This is a genomic window from Deltaproteobacteria bacterium (assembly GCA_035063765.1).
Classification (GTDB): domain Bacteria; phylum Myxococcota_A; class UBA9160; order UBA9160; family PR03; genus CAADGG01.
This window is the reverse complement of sequence record JAPSFT010000002.1, coordinates 14,649-31,519: the sequence shown is the minus strand read 5'-3', so window position 1 is coordinate 31,519 and position 16,871 is coordinate 14,649. Positions and strand designations below refer to the sequence as shown.

Genomic DNA, 16,871 nt, shown 5'->3' with positions numbered 1-16,871 from the left:
GGGCGCGGACTCAGCCGACGTCGGCGAGCGCCAGCCGGTCGCCCCAGCGCGCGCGCACGGCGCGCCGCAGCGCCGCGTCGCGGCGCAGGCCCGGGTCGCGCGCCACGGCGTCCTGCGCCGCGCGCCGGGCCACGGGGACGAGGCGGGCGTCGCGCACCAGGTCGGCCAGCCGGAAGTCGGGCAGGCGGCCGCTCTGGCGGGTGCCCAGGAACTCGCCCGGGCCGCGGATGCGCAGGTCCGCGTCGGCGATCGCGAAGCCGTCGGTCGTGCGCAGCAGCGCGGCGATGCGGGCCTCGCTGTCGGCGGTGGCGGCGCGCGCCACCAGCATGCAGCGGCCGGGGCGCGTGCCGCGCCCGACGCGCCCGCGGAGCTGGTGGAGCTGCGCCAGGCCGAAGCGCTCGGCGTGCTCGATCACCATGAGGGTCGCGTTCGGCACGTCTACGCCGACCTCGATCACCGTCGTCGCGACGAGGATCCGGGTCTCGCCCCGCTCGAAGCGCGCCATCGCGTCGGCGCGGGCCGCGGCGTCGAGGCGGCCGTGCACGAGATCGACCGTTGCCTCCGGGAAGGCACGCGCGATGCGGGCCGCGGACTCCGAGACGGCGCGCAGGTCGACCTTCCCGGACTCCTCGACGAGCGGGTAGACGACGTAGACCTGCTCGCCCCGCGCGAGCGCCTCGCGGATCGCCGTCACCACGCGGGCGCCCTGCCCCTCCCGGACCCGCTCGGTCGCGACCGGCGTGCGGCCGGGCGGGAGCTCGTCGATCTGGGTGGCGTCGAGCTCGCCGTAGAGGGTCAGCGCGAGCGTGCGCGGGATCGGGGTCGCGGTCATGACCAGCACGTGGGGCGAGAGGCCGTCGCTGCGCCCGCCGGCGAGCGCGGCGCGCTGGAGGACGCCGAAGCGGTGCTGCTCGTCGATCACGGCGAGCCCGAGGCTCGCGAAGCGCACGCCCTCCTGGACCAGGGCGTGGGTCCCGACCACGAGGTCGATCTCCCCGGCCGCCAGCGCGCGGCGGCGCTCGCGCGCCTCGCGGGCGGGCACCGACGCGGTGAGGAGGGCCACGCGCAGCGCCGTGGCGTCGCCGCCCGCGGCGGCGAGCCGGCGCAGCGAGCGCTCGTGCTGCTCGGCGAGCAGCTCGGTCGGGGCCATCAACGCCGCCTGGTGTCCCGCCTCCGCGACCGCGAGCGCCGCCAGGAAGGCGACGGCGGTCTTGCCGCTCCCGACGTCGCCCTGCAGCAGGCGGTTCATCGGGTGCGGGCGTGCGAGGTCGGCGCGGATCTCGGCGACGGCGCGGCGCTGCGCGCCGGTCAGGCGGAAGGGGAGCGCGTCGAGCGCGGCCTCGGCGCGCGGGCCGGCGGGCGGGATCGCGAGCCCCGGCTCCTCGATCCGGCGCTCGCGGCGCAGCGCGAGGCCGAGCTCGAGCAGGTAGAGCTCCTCGAGGATCAGCCGCTCGTGGGCGGGCGTGCGGCCGGCGGCGAGCGCCTCCGGGTCCGCATCGGGATCCGGAGCGTGGAGCGCGCGCAGGGCCCCGGCCGCGCCCGGCAGCCCGCGCCGTGCGGTGAGTGCCTCCGGCAGATGGCCCACCACGAGATCGCCGTACTCCGCGAGGGCAGCCTGCACGGTGCGGCGCAGCGCGCGCGGCGGGAGCCCCTCGGGCGCCGGGTAGTCGGGCACGATCTGGCGCAGCGCCTCGCCGAGCGCCCCGTCGCCGCCCGGCCCTTCGTCGATCCGCTCGAGCTCGGGGTGGAGCAGCTCCTTCGTGAAGCGGTAGCGGCGCACGTCGCCCGTGACGAGGAGGCGCGTGCCCTTCGCGAGGAGCGGCTGGAGCGCCTCGCCGCCCTGGAACCACTTGAGGTCCACGGTGCCCGTCTCGTCGCCGACGACGGCGTGGAGCACGCGGCGGAAGCGCCCGCCGCGACCGCGCTGGGGTGTGAAGTCCGAGACCAGGACCCGCGCCAGAAAGGTGGCGCGGCGGCCCACCTCGAGCTGGCCCACCGGCACGAGGCGCCGGCGGTCGTCGTAGCGGCTCGGCAGGTGGAGGAGCAGGTCGGTGATCGTCGCGAGGCCGCGGCGCGCGAGCAGCTCCGCGCGCTTCGCGCCGATCCCGGGCAGCGCGCTCGCCGGCCGCGCGAGCGCCTGCTCCGCCCAGGCGGGATCCGCGAGCGCCTCGAGCGCGCGCAGCGCCTCGCCGGCTGCCCGCCGCCGCGCCTCCCCGGCCACGGGCTCCGCGAAGAGCGCCTGCACCCGCGCGAGGACGGCGCGCGCGTCGCGCGGGACCGCGAGCGCGCTGGCCGCTGCCGCGGCCTCGCGCACGGAGCCCTCGAGGTCGCGCACGCGCTCCGCCCGGGCACCCTCGTCGGCGGCCGCGAAGCGCAGCGGGGCCAGGCAGGCCTCGAGGGCGGCGGCGAAGGGGCTCGCGGCCACGGCGACCTCCCTCAGCTCCGGCCGTGGATCTCCTGGAGCGAGCGCACGCCGATCGACTCGAGCTGGAGGGCGCGGATCGCGCTCACCGCGGCGCGGGCGCCCGCCGCCGTCGTGAAGTAGGGAATGCCGCGCTGGAGCGCCGAGCGGCGCATCGCGAGCGAGTCGCGCGCTGCCTGCGGCTCGAGCTCCACGGTGTTGATCACGAGATCGACCTCGCCCCGCTCGAGGCGCGCGACGCAGTCGTCGGCGCCCTGCCCCACCTTCGCGACCGCCTCGGCTGCGACGCCGAGCTCGCGCAGGAAGCCGGCCGTCCCGGGCGTCGCCAGCACGGCGAAGCCGTTGCGCGCGAGCTCCTTGACCGCGGTCGCGACGGCGCCCCGGTCCTCGCGGCGCACCGAGACCAGGACGCGGCCCGCGACCGGCAGCGAGTTGCCGGCCTCGATCTGCGCCTTCGCGTAGGCGCGGCCGAAGTCCGAGTCGATGCCCATCACCTCGCCGGTGCTCTTCATCTCCGGGCCGAGGAGCGTGTCGACACCCGGGAACTTCACGAAGGGAAAGACGGCCTCCTTCACCGAGAAGTGGCGCGGCACGACCTCCTGGGTGAAGCCGAGCTCATCGAGGCTCCGGCCCGCCATCACCAGCGCCGCCAGCTTGGCGAGCGGCACGCCGATCGCCTTCGAGACGAAGGGAACGGTGCGCGAAGCGCGGGGGTTCACCTCGAGCACGTAGACGATCCCGTCCTTCACCGCGAACTGGACGTTCATGAGCCCGCGCACGCCGAGCTCGAGCGCCAGCGCACGCGTGGCCCGCGAGATCTCGTCGGTCACGAGCCGCGGCAGCGACCAGGGCGGGAGCGAGCAGGCGCTGTCGCCCGAGTGGACCCCCGCCTCCTCGATGTGCTCCATGATCCCGCCGATCACGACCCGCTCGCCGTCGCAGATCGCGTCCACGTCCACCTCGGTGGCGTCGGCCAGGAAGCGGTCCACCAGCACCGGGTGCTCGGGCGAGGCCTTCACGGCGAAGCGCATGTAGTCGCGCAGGGCGTCCACGTCGTGGACGATCATCATGGCCCGCCCGCCGAGCACGTAGGAGGGCCGCACGAGCACCGGGTAGCCGATCCGCTCGGCCACCCGCTCGGCCTCCCCGGCGCTCCTCGCCATGCCGGACGGCGGCCGCGCCAGGCCCAGCTTCTCGAGCACCGCTTCGAAGCGCTCGCGGTCCTCGGCCCGGTCGATCGCATCGGGCGGCGTGCCGAGGATCGGGACGCCCGCGCGCTCGAGCGGTACGGCGAGCCGCAGCGGCGTCTGCCCGCCGAGCTGCACGATCACCCCCTCGGGCTTCTCGCGATCGACGATCTCGAGCACGTCCTCGAGCGTCAGGGGCTCGAAGTAGAGCCGGTCGCTCGTGTCGTAGTCGGTCGAGACGGTCTCGGGGTTGCAGTTCACCATGATCGTCTCGAAGCCGGCCTCGCGCAGGGCCATCACCGCGTGCACGCAGCAGTAGTCGAACTCGATGCCCTGCCCGATCCGGTTCGGACCGCCGCCCAGGATGACGATCTTCCGGCGGCCGGTGGGCCTCGCCTCGCACTCGTCCTCGTAGGTCGAGTAGAGGTAGGGCGTGTAGGCCTCGAACTCCGCGCCGCAGGTGTCGACGCGCTTGTAGACGGGGCGCACGCCCTGCTCGTGGCGGAGCGCGCGCACCTCGGCCTCGCTGGTGTTCCAGAGGAATGCCAGGCGGCGGTCCGAGAAGCCCATCTGCTTGGCGGGGCGCAGCCAGGCGCGCCGCTCGGCGGCACCGGCTCCGGCGAGCTCGCGCTCGGCGGCCACGATCTCCTCGAAGTTGCGCAGGAACCAGGGGTCGATCCACGAGCGGCGGTGGAGCTCCTCGACGGAGACGCCGCGCCGCAGCGCCTCGGCCAGCGCCCAGGGGCGCCCGGGCTTCGGCACGTCGATCCGGGCGAAGAGCGCCTCGAGCGGGAGCGGCTCGCCGCCGGGGCCCTCGGGGCTCTCGAGCCCGTCGTGCCCGATCTCGAGCGAGCGCACGGCCTTCTGGAAGCTCTCCTTGAAGGTGCGTCCGATCGCCATCACCTCGCCCACCGACTTCATCTGGGTGGTGAGCGTCGAGTCCGCCTGCGGGAACTTCTCGAACGTGAAGCGGGGGATCTTGGTGACGACGTAGTCGATCGTCGGCTCGAAGCTGGCGGGCGTCTCGCGCGTGATGTCGTTGCGGATCTCGTCGAGCCGGAAGCCGACCGCCAGCTTGGCGGCGATCTTGGCGATCGGGAAGCCCGTGGCCTTCGAGGCCAGGGCCGAGGAGCGCGAGACGCGCGGGTTCATCTCGACCACCACCAGGGCGCCGTCCGCCGGGTCGACCGCGAACTGCACGTTCGAGCCGCCCGTGTCCACGCCGATCTCGCGCATGATCGCGAGCGACGCCGAGCGCATCGCCTGGTACTCCTTGTCGGTGAGGGTCTGGGCCGGCGCCACCGTGATCGAGTCGCCCGTGTGGACGCCCATCGGGTCGAAGTTCTCGATCGAGCAGACGATCACGACGTTGTCGGCGCCGTCGCGCATCACCTCGAGCTCGTACTCCTTCCAGCCGAGGACGCTCTGCTCGAGCAGGACCTGGTGGCGCGGCGACTGCTGGAGGCCCCAGCTCACCACGGCGTCGAAGCCGGCGTCGTCCCAGGCGATGCCGGCGCCCGCGCCGCCCAGCGTGAAGGAGGGCCGGACGATCGCCGGCAGGCCCACGTGGGCCAGGAGCGCGCGCGCCTCCTCGACCGAGTGCACGTAGCCCGAGCGTGGCACGCGCAGGCCGATCTTCTCCATCGCCGCGCGGAAGCGCTCGCGGTCCTCGGCCTTCAGGATCGCGTCGAGCTTCGCCCCGATCAGCTCGACGCCGTGGCGCTCCAGGACGCCCGCCTCGGCGAGGTCGATCGCGAGGTTGAGGGCCGTCTGGCCTCCGATCGTCGGCAGCAGGGCATCGGGCTTCTCGCGCGCGATGATCTTCTCGACGCTCTCGACCGTCATCGGCTCGACGTAGGTGCGCTCGGCGGTCTCCGGGTCGGTCATGATCGTGGCCGGGTTCGAGTTCACGAGGACGACCCGGTAGCCCTCTTCGCGCAGCGCCTTGCAGGCCTGGGTCCCCGAGTAGTCGAACTCGCAGGCCTGGCCGATCACGATCGGCCCGGAGCCGATCACGAGGATCGTGTGGATGTCGCTCCGCTTCGGCACTCAGCGTCCCCTGGCGACGTCGAGGCCCGTCACCGTCTCGCCGCGCTTGTGGCGCAGCACCATGTCGCGGAAGCGGCCGAAGAAGTAGCCGGCGTCGTGCGGGCCGGGCGACGCCTCGGGGTGGTACTGGACCGAGAAGAGCGGCCGGGTCGCGTGCGCGAGGCCTTCCACGGTGCCGTCGTTCAGGTTCAGGTGCGTGACCTCGACCGGCTCCCCCGCAGCCCGCAAAGACTCCGCGTCGACCGCGTAGCCGTGGTTCTCGGCGCAGATCGCGACCTTCCCGGTGGCGAGGTCCTGGCCGGGCTGGTTGCCTCCGCGGTGCCCGAACTTGAGCTTGCGCGTCGTGCCGCCGAGCGCGAGGCCCAGGATCTGGTGCCCGAGGCAGATGCCGAAGACCGGGAGCCGCCCGGCCAGCTCGCGCACCGGCTCGCGCACGCCCGCCACCGCTGCCGGGTCGCCCGGCCCGTTCGAGAGGAACACCGCGTCGGGCTCGTGGCGCAGCGCCTCGGCCGCGCTCGTGGCCGCGGGCACGACCGTCACGTCGAAGCCGTGCTCGACGAGCAGGCGCAGGATGTTGCGCTTCACGCCGAGGTCGTAGGCGACGAGGCGCAGCGCCGGCTCGGGCCGCGCGCCGCGCGGGATCTGGCCCGCGATGCCGGGCCAGATCCCCTCGCTCCAGCGATAGGGCGCGCGCGTGGTGACGGCGGCCACGAGGTCACGGCCGTCGAGGGCCGGCGCCTCGCGGGCGGCGCCCACCAGGTCTCCGGCGTCCTGGCGTGCGGGATCGGTCGAGAGCACGCCGCTCTGGACCCCGCCGTCGCGGATCCGCCGCACCAGGGCCCGGGTGTCGATGCCGGCAAGCCCCGGCACGCCCCAGCGCCGGAGGAACGCGTCGAGCGGCTCCTCGGCGCGCCAGTTGCTCGGCGTCTCGCAGAGCTCCTTCACGACGAAGCCGGACAGGAAGGGCCGCGCCGCCTCCTCGTCCTGCGGGTTCGCGCCGACGTTCCCGATCTGGGTGCAGGTCATGGTCACGATCTGCCCGGCGTAGGAGGGGTCGGTCACGATCTCCTGGTAGCCGGTCATGCTCGTGTTGAAGCAGACCTCGCCGCTCGCGACCGCCTGCGCGCCGAAGGCGTGCCCGCGGTAGACGGTGCCGTCGGCGAGCGCCAGCGCGGCGGGGCGGCGGACCCGGAGGCTCTGCGTCACGGCACCAGCACCCCGCGGTGCGCGTCGTAGACGAGCGTGCCCCCGACGACGGTCACCATGGCGCGGCCGATCAGCTCGCGGCCGACCCAGGGGGAGTTGCGGCTCTTCGAGAAGCCCTTCGCGGGGTCGTAGGTCCAGCGCCGCTCGGGGTCGATCACGACGAGGTCGGCGGCCGCGCCCACGGCGAGCGAGCCGCCCGGGCGCCCGATGATGCGCGCGGGCCCGGTCGAGAGCCGCCGCACCCACGCGAGCGGGGTCAGCTCGCCGGCGCGCACGAGCTCGAGGGTCACCGGCACGGCGGTCTCGAGCCCGATCACGCCGGGCGGTGCGGCCGTGAACTCGACGTCCTTCTCGTGGACGGCGTGGGGGGCGTGGTCGGTGGCGATCGCGTCGATCGTGCCGTCGGCGAGCGCCGCCCGGCAGGCCTCGACGTCGCGAGCCCCGCGCAGGGGCGGCGCCATCTTGGTGTTGGTGTCGTAGCCGAGCGTGGCCTCGTCGGTGAGGGTCAGGTGGTGCGGCGTCACCTCGGCGGTCACGTGGACGCCCCGCTCGCGGGCGGTGCGGATCAGGTCCACGGCACCCGCCGTCGAGACGTGGGCCACGTGCAGGTGCGCGCCGGTCAGCTCGGCGAGCATGAGGTCGCGCGCCACGTGCACCACCTCGGCGACGGCGGAGTTGCCGGGCAGGCCGAGCCGGGTCGAGACCGGCCCCTCGTTCACGACCCCCTCGCGCACCAGGGTGCGGTCCTCGGCGTGGGTGATGATCGGGACCCGCACGAGCCCCGAGTACTCGAGAACCCGGCGCATCACGCCCGAGTCCATGATCGTCCGCCCGTCGTCGCTGAAGGCCACGACGCCGGCCTCGACCAGCGCCGTCATCTCGGTCATCACCTCGCCGGCGAGGCCGCGGGTCGCTGCCGCCACCGGGTAGACGCGCGCCGGCGACTCCTGGCGCGCGCGGTCGAGGATGTACTCGGTCACCGCGGGGTCGTCGTTCGGGGGCTGGGTGTTGGCCATGCACACCACGGCCGTGAAGCCGCCCGCCACGCCGCAGCGCCCGCCCGAGGCAATGTCCTCCTTGTACTCCTGGCCCGGCTCGCGCAGGTGCACGTGGAGGTCGACGAAGCCGGGCGCCACCCAGCAGCCGGCCGCGTCGATCACCTCGGCGCCGGCGGTCTCGACGCCGAGCGCGCCCGGCGCGCCCAGCGCGGCGATGCGCCCGTCCTCGACGAACACGTCGGCCTGCTCGTCGCGCTCGCCAGCGGGATCGAGGACACGCCCGCCGCGGATCCAGAGCCTCGCCATCCTCGTCCCGGCCTCCCTCTCCTAGCCTTCGCGCCGTGCCGCCTCGCGGGGCGAGCGGCCGGCGAACAGGTAGAGCACCGCCATCCGCACCGCGACGCCGTTGCGCACCTGGTCGAGGATCACGCTCGGCCGGTGGTCGGCGAGATCGTGGGCGATCTCGACCCCGCGGTTGATCGGGCCCGGGTGCATCACGATCGCGTCGTCCTTTGCGAAGCGCAGCTTGCGGCGGTCGAGCCCGAAGGTGGCAGCGTACTCGCGGATGCTCGGGAAGAAGCAGCCGGCCAGCCGCTCCTGCTGGATGCGCAGGAGCATGACCACGTCGGCCCCTTCGAGCGCCTCGCGCAGCGAGGTGTAGGCCTTGGCGCCGAGGCTCTCGACCGCCGCGGGCAGCATGGTGGGCGGCGCCGCGAGCCGCACCTCGGCACCGAGCTTCGAGAAGGCATGGAGGTTCGAGCGCGCGACCCGCGAGTGCTGGATGTCGCCCACGATCGTGACCGTGAGGCCGTCGATGCGGCCCTTCTCCTGCCAGACCGTGAACAGGTCGAGGAGCGCCTGGGTCGGGTGCTCGTGGGCGCCGTCGCCGGCGTTCACCACCGGCGCCTCGAGCGCGTCGGCGAGCCGCTTCGGGACGCCCGCCACCTTGTGGCGGACCACCACCACGTCGGGGTCCATCGCGTCGAGCGTCATCGCGGTGTCGAGGATGCTCTCGGCCTTGACCAGGCTCGAGCTCGACGGCGAGAAGTTGACCACGTCCGCCGAGAGCCGCTTGCCGGCGATCTCGAAGCTCGTGCGGGTGCGGGTCGAAGGCTCGAAGAAGAGGTTGATGATGGTGCGCCCGCGCAGGGTCGGGACCTTCTTCACGTCCCGGCGCCCCACCTCCTCCATGCGCAGCGAGGTCTCGAGGATGCGTTCGAGGTCGGCCCGGTCGAGGTCCTCGATGCCGAGCAGGTCGCGCCCCATCATGACCGCGTCGCCCTCTGGATCATGGAATCGTCCCCCTCCGACGCCGGATCGCGAAGCACCACCACCTCGAGCGGCCCGTCGAGGCCGCCCGCGAGCCCGCGCAGCTCCACCCGCTCGCTGCGCTGCGTGGGAAGGTTCTTGCCCACGTAGTCGATCTTGATCGGGAGCTCGCGGTGCCCGCGGTCGACGAGCCCGACCACCTGCACGGCCTGCGGCCGCCCGAAGTCCATCAGCGCGTCCATCGCCGCCCGGATCGTGCGCCCGGTGCTGACCACGTCGTCGACCAGCACCACCACGTGCCCGTCGACGGCCGACGGCATCTCGGTGCGCCGCAGCGGCGGGCGCTCGGCACGCGTCACCAGGTCGTCCCGATAGAGGGTGGTGTCGAGGATCCCGACCGGCACCTCGACACCGGCGATCTCGACGAGGTTCGCCGCGATCTGCCGCGCCAGCGGCACGCCGCCGTTCGGGATCGCCACCAGGTAGAGCGTGGCGAGGCGATCGTTGCGCTCGAGGAGCTCGTGGGAGATCCGCACGAGCGCGCGCCGGATCGCGACGTCGTCGAGGACCACGGACGCCGCCGGGGAAAGCCCGCCCCCGGAGCCGGCGCCTCCCGGCTCGACGGTGGACATGGCGGCGCTGCGCGGCGCCGTGGGGGAAGAGGGGTCCCTCACGCTTCACCTTTGTCCGCCTCGCGGGACGGACTTAAAAGGCCGACGATCCGGGCGCAGGCTATCGGGCCGGCGGGGGCCGTCAAGGGCCCGGCGGGCCGCCGGCCGGCGAGCGCCTCCGGCGGCGCCGCGCGCCTGCTCGCGCCCCTGCTCAGTGGATCCCGCGCCCGATCCGGTCCCAGCGCATGTGCTCGGTCATGAGCTCCCACCAGGTGAGCGGGTTCAGGAGCTCGGCCCACGAGCCGTTCCAGTCCCAGGACCAGTAGAGCACGAAGGCGGGCCCCTTCAGCTCGGCGAGCCGCACCGTGCCCCAGATCCGGCTGTCGTTCGAGTGGTCCCGGTTGTCGCCCATCATGAAGTAGCGGCCCGGCTCGAGGGTGATCGGGCGGCGCTGGGGGCCCGGGAGGCGGGGGTCGTCGAGGATCGCGTGGGTGCGGCCGTCGAGGGTCTCCCGCGAGAGCTCGAGCAGGCTCCCGTTCTCGTCGCGCACCGTCTCGTCGCTGCGCTCGACCGGCACGGGCTCGCCGTTGATCCGGAGCTGGCCGCCGCTCACCTCGATCGTGTCGCCCGGCAGGCCGACGATGCGCTTCACGAAGCGGTCCTCGGGCAGCTCGGGCCGCAGGTCCGCCGGGAAGATCCCGCCGTAGCGGTCGCGCGCGACGTCGAAGACGACCACGTCGCCGCGCCGGGGCTCGCGCAGGCCGGGCAGACGCAGGTCCGTGAAGGGCACCTGGATCCCGTACACGAACTTGTTGACGAACAGGTGGTCGCCGACCAGCAGGGTCGGCAGCATCGACTCCGAGGGGATCCGGTAGGGCTCGATCACGCAGGAGCGGATCCCGAGCGCGATCGCGACCGCCACCAGCAGCGTGCCGAACTGGTCCCAGAGCCGGCGCGCGAGCGTCGCCGGCGGGGCGGGAGCCTGCGCGTCGGCCGGCTCCCGGCGCTGCGCCTCGCTCATTCGCGCTCCAGGCGCAGGGCGGCGAGGAAGGCCTCCTGCGGGATCTCGACCTGCCCCACGCGCTTCATCCGCTTCTTCCCTTCCTTCTGCTTCTCGAGCAGCTTCCGCTTGCGCGAGATGTCGCCGCCGTAGCACTTGGCCGTCACGTTCTTGCGCAGCGCCTTCACCGTCGAGCGCGCGATCACGCGCGAGCCGACGGCGGCCTGCAGCGCCACCTCGTACATCTGGCGCGGGATGAACTCCTTGAGCTTGCGGACCAGCTCGGAGCCGCGGAAGTAGGCCTTGTCACGGTGCACGATCAGCGAGAGCGCGTCCACCGGCTGCCCGTTCACCAGCACGTCGAGCTTCACCAGGTCCGCCGGGCGGAAGCCGATCAGCTCGTAGTCGAAGGAGCCGTAGCCGCGGGTCGCGCTCTTCAGGCGGTCGTGGAAATCGGCGACGATCTCGGCGAGCGGCAGCTCGTAGCGGATCTGCACCCGCGAGCCGTGCACGTGCATGTCGCGCTGGGTGCCGCGCCGTTCCTGGCAGAGCGCCAGCACCGGCCCCACGTACTCGGAGGGCACGTGGATCGTGGCGAGCATCACCGGCTCCTCGATCCGCTCGACGCGCGACTCGTCGGGCAGCGCGGCCGGGCTGTCGATCTCGATCTCCGCGCCGCTCTCGAGCACCACGCGATAGCGCACCGTCGGCGAGGTGGTGATCAGCGAGAGGTCGTACTCGCGCTCGAGTCGCTCCTGGATGATCTCGGCGTGCAGGAAGCCGAGGAAGCCGCAGCGGAAGCCGAAGCCGAGCGCCGCGCTGCTCTCGGGTTCGTAGCGGAAGGAGGAGTCGTTGAGGCGCAGCTTCTCGAGCGCCGCCTTCAGGTCCGCGTAGTCGTCGGCGTCCACCGGGTAGAGCCCGGCGAAGACCATCGGCTTCACCTCGCGGAAGCCGGGCAGCGCCGCGGCCGCCGGCCGCGCGAGCGCGGTGATCGTGTCGCCGATGCGCACGTCGTCGAGCGTCTTGATCCCGGCGATCACCAGGCCCACCTCGCCGGTCTCGAGCGCGTCGACGGAGCGGGGATGCGGGTCGATCAGGTCGAGCTCCTGCACGTCGTGCTCGGAGCGGCGCGCCATCAGCAGCACGCGCTCGCCGCGGGTGAGCCGGCCGTCGACGACCCGCACCAGCAGCACCACCCCGACGTAGGGGTCGAACCACGAGTCGTAGATCAGCGCGCGCAGCGAGGTGCCGGGGTCCCCGGCCGGCGGCGGCACCTTCTCGACCACCCGTTCGAGCAGGGCCTCGATCCCCTGACCGGTCTTGGCCGATACGTGGAGGACGTCGGCCTGGGCGAGGCCGATCACGTCCTCGATCTCCTGGGCCACCCGCTCGGGCTCCGCGGACGGGAGGTCGATCTTGTTCAACACCGGGATGATCTCGAGGCCGGCTTCCACGGCCAGGTAGGTGTTGGCGAGCGTCTGCGCCTCGATGCCCTGGGCGGCGTCCACCACCAGGATCGCGCCCTCGCAGGCCTGCAGCGCGCGCGACACCTCGTAGGAGAAGTCCACGTGGCCGGGGGTGTCGATCAGGTTCAGGACGTAGACCTGGCCGTCCGCCGCACGGTGGTAGATGCGCGCGGTCTGGGCCTTGATCGTGATGCCCCGCTCGCGCTCGAGCTCCATCTTGTCGAGGAACTGGGCGCGCTTCTCGCGGTCGTTGAGCGCCTGGGTGGCGTCGAGCAGGCGGTCGGCGAGCGTGCTCTTGCCGTGGTCGACGTGCGCGATGATGCAGAAGTTGCGGATCCGCGCCTGCTGGCTCACGGGGCGCGTCCGGCCGCCGCGAGGGCCTTCTCGAACCAGGCGTGGGTGCGCCGCAATCCGGCCTCGACGGGCACGCGCGGCCGCCAGCCGAGGACGGACTCGGCGAGCGAGATGTCGGGGCGGCGCACCTTCGGATCGTCGGGGGGCAGCCCCTGGAAGACGATCTCGCTCGACGAGCCGGCGATGCGCACGATCGTGCGCGCCATCTCGACGAGGCTCATCTCCTCGGGGTTGCCGATGTTCATGGGTCCCACGTGATCGGAGCGGAGCAGCCGCCAGATCCCCTCGATCAGGTCGTCCACGTAGCAGAACGATCGCGTCTGCGAGCCGTCGCCGAAGACCGTGATCGGCTCGCCGCGGATCGCCTGGCACAGGAAGTTCGGGATCGCGCGGCCGTCGGCGAGCTGCATGCGCGGCCCGAAGGTGTTGAAGATGCGGACGATGCGGACGTCGACCCCGTGGTGGCGGTGGTAGGCCATCGTCATCGCCTCGGCGAAGCGCTTGGCCTCGTCGTAGACGCCGCGGATCCCGACCGGGTTCACGTGGCCCCAGTAGCTCTCGGGCTGCGGGTTCACCTCGGGATCGCCGTAGCACTCGGAGGTGCTGGCCAGCAGGAAGCGGGCGCCCTTGGCCTTCGCCAGCCCGAGCGCCTTGTGGGTGCCGAGCGAGCCGACCTTCAGGATCTGGATCGGCAGCCGCTCGAAGTCGGCCGGGCTGGCGGGCGAGGCGAAGTGCAGCACCGCGTCGAGCGGGCCGGCGACGTAGAGGTAGTTGGTGACGTCGTAGTGCTCGAACGAGAAGCGCTCGTGGCCGAGCAGCGGCGTCACGTTCTCCATGTGCCCGGTGAGCAGGTTGTCGAAGCACAGGACCTCGCAGCCCTCGGCGAGCAGCCGCTCACAGAGGTGCGAGCCGAGGAAGCCGGCGCCTCCGGTCACCAGCACGCGCTGCAGGGCTCGCGACGTCAAGCGGATCCTCCTGGGGAGGCGAGGTAGGCGTGCAGCCCCTCGGCCCAGCTCGGCATGCGCACGCCCGCGCGTTCCGCCTTGGCGAGATCCAGCACCGACCAGGCCGGGCGCGGCGCCGGACGCGGGAACGCCGCGGTGGTGACCTTCTCGATGGGCAGCTCCGGATGGCCCCAGGCGTCCACGGCGGCCCGGGCGAGCTCCCACCAGGTGGCCGAGCCGGAGTTCGCCGCATGATAGATCCCGCGCGCATCGCGCTCCACCAGCAGGAGCAGCGCATCCGCCAGGTGGCCGGCCCAGGTGGGCGAGCCGCGCTGGTCGTCCACCACCCGCAGGGGCGGCCCCGCTCCTCGCCAGGCGCGTTCCGCCGCCTCGAGGATCGTGCGTACGAAGTTCCGCCCGGGCCCGAAGAGCCAGGCGGTGCGCACCACGAGCGCATCGGGATGGGCGGCCCTCGCGCGCGCCTCGCCCTCGAGCTTGGTCTGCCCGTACACCGAGCGCGGGCCGGTCGGGTCGTCCTCGCGATAGGGCCGCCGTGCGGTGCCGTCGAAGACGTAGTCGGTCGAGACCTGCACGAACGCGGCCCCGGCCGCGCGGCTGGCCTCGGCGAGCCAGCCGGGCGCGAGCGCGTTCGCGCGGTGGGCGGCCTCGGGCTCGGACTCGCAACGGTCGACGTGCGTCATCGCGGCCGCGTTGACGACCACGGCCGGGGGGCCACCCGGAGCCCCGAGCACGGCGTCCCGCACCGCCTCGCGGTCGGTGACGTCGAGCTCGTGACGGGCCGGCGCCGCCACGAAGGCCTCGCGCGCGCGCAGCCGCTCGACCAGGCACCGGCCGAGCTGGCCCCCGGCACCCGTGACGAGCCAGCGACGCGTTCCCGCCGGAGCCGTCACCGCTACGGCGGCCCTTCCGCCAGCACCCAGGTCGAGACGCGCTCCTCGCGCTCGAGCCGCTCGGCCACGTCCTCCGCCTCGCTGCGCGTCGCCAGCGGCCCGACCCGTACCCGCCATCGTGCGGTGTCGGATCCGGTGGAGGGGGCGACGTAGACCGGGTGGCCCCGCGCGCGCAGCCGGCGCGCGAGCTGCTCGGCGGCGGAGGCTTCGGCGAAGGCACCCACCTGCACCGCGAAGGAGCCGGCGGGCGGCGGCGCGGCCACCTCGGGCAGCGGGGGCTCGGGCGCTGCTCCCGCAAGCGGTTCGCCTGCAGCGGACTCGACGGGCGGCGGTGCAGCGGCAGCCGCTTCCGGCCTTGCCGCAGAGGCAGGCGCGTCCGCGGCAGCCGCCGGCCCGTCCTCCCCGGCCGCGCCCGGCACCGCAACGTCGGGCGCAGCGGGCGGCTCCGCCGCAACGTCCGGCGCCGCGGCCGCCACCGGCTCACTGCCGACCGCGACCTGCTCGGTGCGCCCGAGGAGGTAGTCGAGCAGCAGGTCCGGCTCCTCCATGACGAGCCCGCCGACCACGCCGAGCGCGAAGCCGAGCACCACGAGCAGGCCCGCGCCCGCGAGGGCCGCGGCGAGGCCGGATCCGCGCCGGCGCTCCCCGCGGCCCGATCCGGTCCTTCGCGCGCGGGGAGCCTCCTCCTCGCTCACATCCGCTCCGGTGCCGACAGGCCGAGCAGGGCGAGCCCGTTGGCGAGCACCGTGCGCACGGCCAGCGCCAGCGCGAGGCGGGCGCCCGTGAGCGCCGCATCCTCCGACAGCACCCGGTGGCGCACGCCGTCCTGCACGTAGGGATTCCAGAGGCCGGCCACGTCGCGCAGGTAGTACGCGAGGTGGTGCGGCTCGCGCCCGGCTGCCGCCTGCGCCACCACCGCCGGGAGCTCGAGCAGCTTGCGGATCAGCGCGAGCTCCTCGGGCAGGACGAGCGGTGCCGGGTCGGCCGCGGCGGCCGGCGGCATCGCGACGCCCTGCTCCGCCGCCTTGCGCTCGATGCCCCAGGTGCGCGCGTGGGCGTACTGCACGTAGTAGGCAGGGTTCTTCTTCCAGTCCTGCTCCTGGGCGAGATCCAGGTCGAAGTCGAGGTGTCCGTCCGCCTTGCGCTGCACCATGAAGAAACGGAACACGTCGGCGCCGACCTGCTCGAGCAGCTCGTCGACGGTGACGTAGGTGGCGCGGCGCGTGGACTGCTTCACCTGCTCGCCGCCGCGGGTCAGCGTCACGAACTGGTGCATCACCAGCTCGACGCGCGCCGCGTCGCAGCCGAGCGCGCCGAGCGCCGCGCGCACGAAGGGGAACTGCTCGATGTGGTCGGCGCCCTGCACGTCGACGATCCGCTCGAAGCCGCGCCGGAACTTGTCGCGGTGGTAGGCGATGTCGGGGAGCAGGTAGGTGGGCTCGCCGGAGCTCTTCACCAGCACGCGGTCGCGCTCGAGCCCGAGCGCGGTGGCGCGCAGCCAGGTGGCGCCCTCCGCGTCGTAGACCAGGTCCTTGGCGCGGAGGTCGGCGAGCACGGCGTCGAGCGCGCCGCTCTCGTAGAAGGTCTTCTCGTTGGTGTAGACGTCGAAGCGGATGCCGAGGGCGCGGAGCGTCGCTTCGATCTCCGCGAAGATGCGTTCCTGGGCGGCCTCGCGGAAGGCGCCCTCGGCGGGCTCGTCGGCGAGCGCGTCCCCGTGGCGGGCGCGCAGCGCGGCGGCGATCTCGGCGATGTACTCGCCCTGGTAGCCGTCGCGCGGGAAGGCCACCGGCAGCCCCCCGACCGTCTCGGGCCAGGGGGCGTCGGCCCGGGCCAGCGCCGCGGGCGGCGGCGGCGCAGCGCGGCCGAGCTGCTCCAGGTAGCGCGCCTTCACCGACTGGCCGAGCACGCGCATCTGCCGCCCGCCGTCGTTGAAGTAGTACTCGCGGGTCACGCGCTCGCCGGCCGCCTCGAGCAGGCGGGCGATGCAGTCGCCGAGCACGGCCTGGCGGCCGTGGCCGAGGGTCAGGGGACCGGTGGGATTCGCCGACACGAACTCGACCTGCACGCTCGCGCCGGCGCCCGGCTCGACGCGCCCGAAGCCCGGGCCCGCCGCCAGGATCTCGAGCAGCCCACGCCGCCACTCGTCGTCGGCGATCCAGAGGTTCACGAAGCCGGGGCCGGCGATCTCGGCACGCGCCACGAGCCCGCCCGCCGCGCCGAGCGCCGCCACCAGCCGCTCGGCCACCGCACGCGGCGGCTCGCGCAGGCGCTTGCCGAGCAGCAGCGCCGCGTTGCAGGCGAAGTCGCCGTGCTCGGCCTGGCGCGGCGGATCGAGCGCAAAGGGCGGCAGCGGGCCCGCGTCGCCGGCCTCCCGGAGGATGGCCCCGATCGCGGTCTCGAGCGCTCGGCGCAGGCGTTCGCGCATGGCGGCTGAACATCCCCCCCGCGGCGGGG

The 16,871-nt window shown here is 73.9% G+C and carries 12 protein-coding genes; all 12 read right to left on the bottom strand.

The window, feature by feature from the left end; genetic code table 11:
- Window positions 1-10: 10 nt before the first annotated feature.
- The 12 genes from recG to OZ948_01360 all read right to left on the bottom strand — a co-directional run bounded on the left by recG (window position 11) and on the right by OZ948_01360 (window position 16,842).
- Entirely contained in the window at window positions 11-2,425 is a 2,415-nt protein-coding gene (recG, locus tag OZ948_01415) for an ATP-dependent DNA helicase RecG (protein ID MEB2343383.1), read from the bottom strand.
- An 11-nt stretch (window positions 2,426-2,436) separates the two neighbouring features.
- Window positions 2,437-5,658 carry a carbamoyl-phosphate synthase large subunit gene (gene carB / locus OZ948_01410; protein MEB2343382.1) on the bottom strand — a complete coding sequence of 1,074 codons (3,222 nt, stop codon included), beginning with the start codon at window positions 5,656-5,658 and terminating at the stop codon, window positions 2,437-2,439.
- Window positions 5,659-6,864 (bottom strand): glutamine-hydrolyzing carbamoyl-phosphate synthase small subunit, encoded by a 1,206-nt coding sequence (carA, locus tag OZ948_01405; protein ID MEB2343381.1) that lies wholly within the window; start codon window positions 6,862-6,864, stop codon window positions 5,659-5,661.
- The gene (locus tag OZ948_01400; GenBank protein ID MEB2343380.1) at window positions 6,861-8,168 is read right to left on the bottom strand and encodes a dihydroorotase; all 1,308 of its coding nucleotides are present in this window, start codon (window positions 8,166-8,168) and stop codon (window positions 6,861-6,863) included. Before OZ948_01400 ends, carA begins: the two co-directional genes overlap by 4 nt.
- Before the next feature lie 21 nt (window positions 8,169-8,189).
- Window positions 8,190-9,131, bottom strand: coding sequence for an aspartate carbamoyltransferase catalytic subunit (locus tag OZ948_01395; protein ID MEB2343379.1), 942 nt, complete (start codon window positions 9,129-9,131; stop codon window positions 8,190-8,192).
- Window positions 9,128-9,763, bottom strand: coding sequence for a bifunctional pyr operon transcriptional regulator/uracil phosphoribosyltransferase PyrR (pyrR, locus tag OZ948_01390; protein ID MEB2343378.1), 636 nt, complete (start codon window positions 9,761-9,763; stop codon window positions 9,128-9,130). Before pyrR ends, OZ948_01395 begins: the two co-directional genes overlap by 4 nt.
- Before the next feature lie 190 nt (window positions 9,764-9,953).
- Window positions 9,954-10,763, bottom strand: coding sequence for a signal peptidase I (lepB, locus tag OZ948_01385; protein MEB2343377.1), 810 nt, complete (start codon window positions 10,761-10,763; stop codon window positions 9,954-9,956).
- Window positions 10,760-12,562, bottom strand: coding sequence for a translation elongation factor 4 (gene lepA, locus OZ948_01380; GenBank protein MEB2343376.1), 1,803 nt, complete (start codon window positions 12,560-12,562; stop codon window positions 10,760-10,762). Before lepA ends, lepB begins: the two co-directional genes overlap by 4 nt.
- On the bottom strand, window positions 12,559-13,527 hold the full coding sequence (locus OZ948_01375) for an SDR family oxidoreductase (protein ID MEB2343375.1): 969 nt from the start codon (window positions 13,525-13,527) through the stop codon (window positions 12,559-12,561). The genes lepA and OZ948_01375 overlap by 4 nt, the downstream gene beginning before the upstream one ends.
- Complete coding sequence (gene rfbD / locus OZ948_01370) at window positions 13,524-14,417, bottom strand: dTDP-4-dehydrorhamnose reductase (protein MEB2343374.1); 894 nt, start codon at window positions 14,415-14,417, stop codon at window positions 13,524-13,526. The genes OZ948_01375 and rfbD overlap by 4 nt, the downstream gene beginning before the upstream one ends.
- Window positions 14,418-14,419: 2 nt before the next feature.
- Window positions 14,420-15,112: an SPOR domain-containing protein gene (locus tag OZ948_01365; GenBank protein MEB2343373.1), complete on the bottom strand. Its 693-nt coding sequence runs from the start codon at window positions 15,110-15,112 to the stop codon at window positions 14,420-14,422.
- A complete protein-coding gene (locus tag OZ948_01360) occupies window positions 15,109-16,842 on the bottom strand; it encodes an arginine--tRNA ligase (GenBank protein MEB2343372.1) in 1,734 nt (577 codons plus the stop codon). Before OZ948_01360 ends, OZ948_01365 begins: the two co-directional genes overlap by 4 nt.
- Window positions 16,843-16,871: the final 29 nt, after the last annotated feature.

Bases quoted from the DNA above. Each gene is read 5' to 3' on its own strand.
- OZ948_01400 (MEB2343380.1), bottom strand. From the start codon at position 8,168: ATGGCGAGGCTCTGGATCCGCGGCGGGCGTGTCCTCGATCCCGCTGGC.
- OZ948_01395 (MEB2343379.1), bottom strand. From the start codon at position 9,131: ATGATGGGGCGCGACCTGCTCGGCATCGAGGACCTCGACCGGGCCGAC.
- pyrR (MEB2343378.1), bottom strand. From the start codon at position 9,763: ATGTCCACCGTCGAGCCGGGAGGCGCCGGCTCCGGGGGCGGGCTTTCC.
- lepB (MEB2343377.1), bottom strand. From the start codon at position 10,763: ATGAGCGAGGCGCAGCGCCGGGAGCCGGCCGACGCGCAGGCTCCCGCC.
- OZ948_01360 (MEB2343372.1), bottom strand. From the start codon at position 16,842: ATGCGCGAACGCCTGCGCCGAGCGCTCGAGACCGCGATCGGGGCCATC.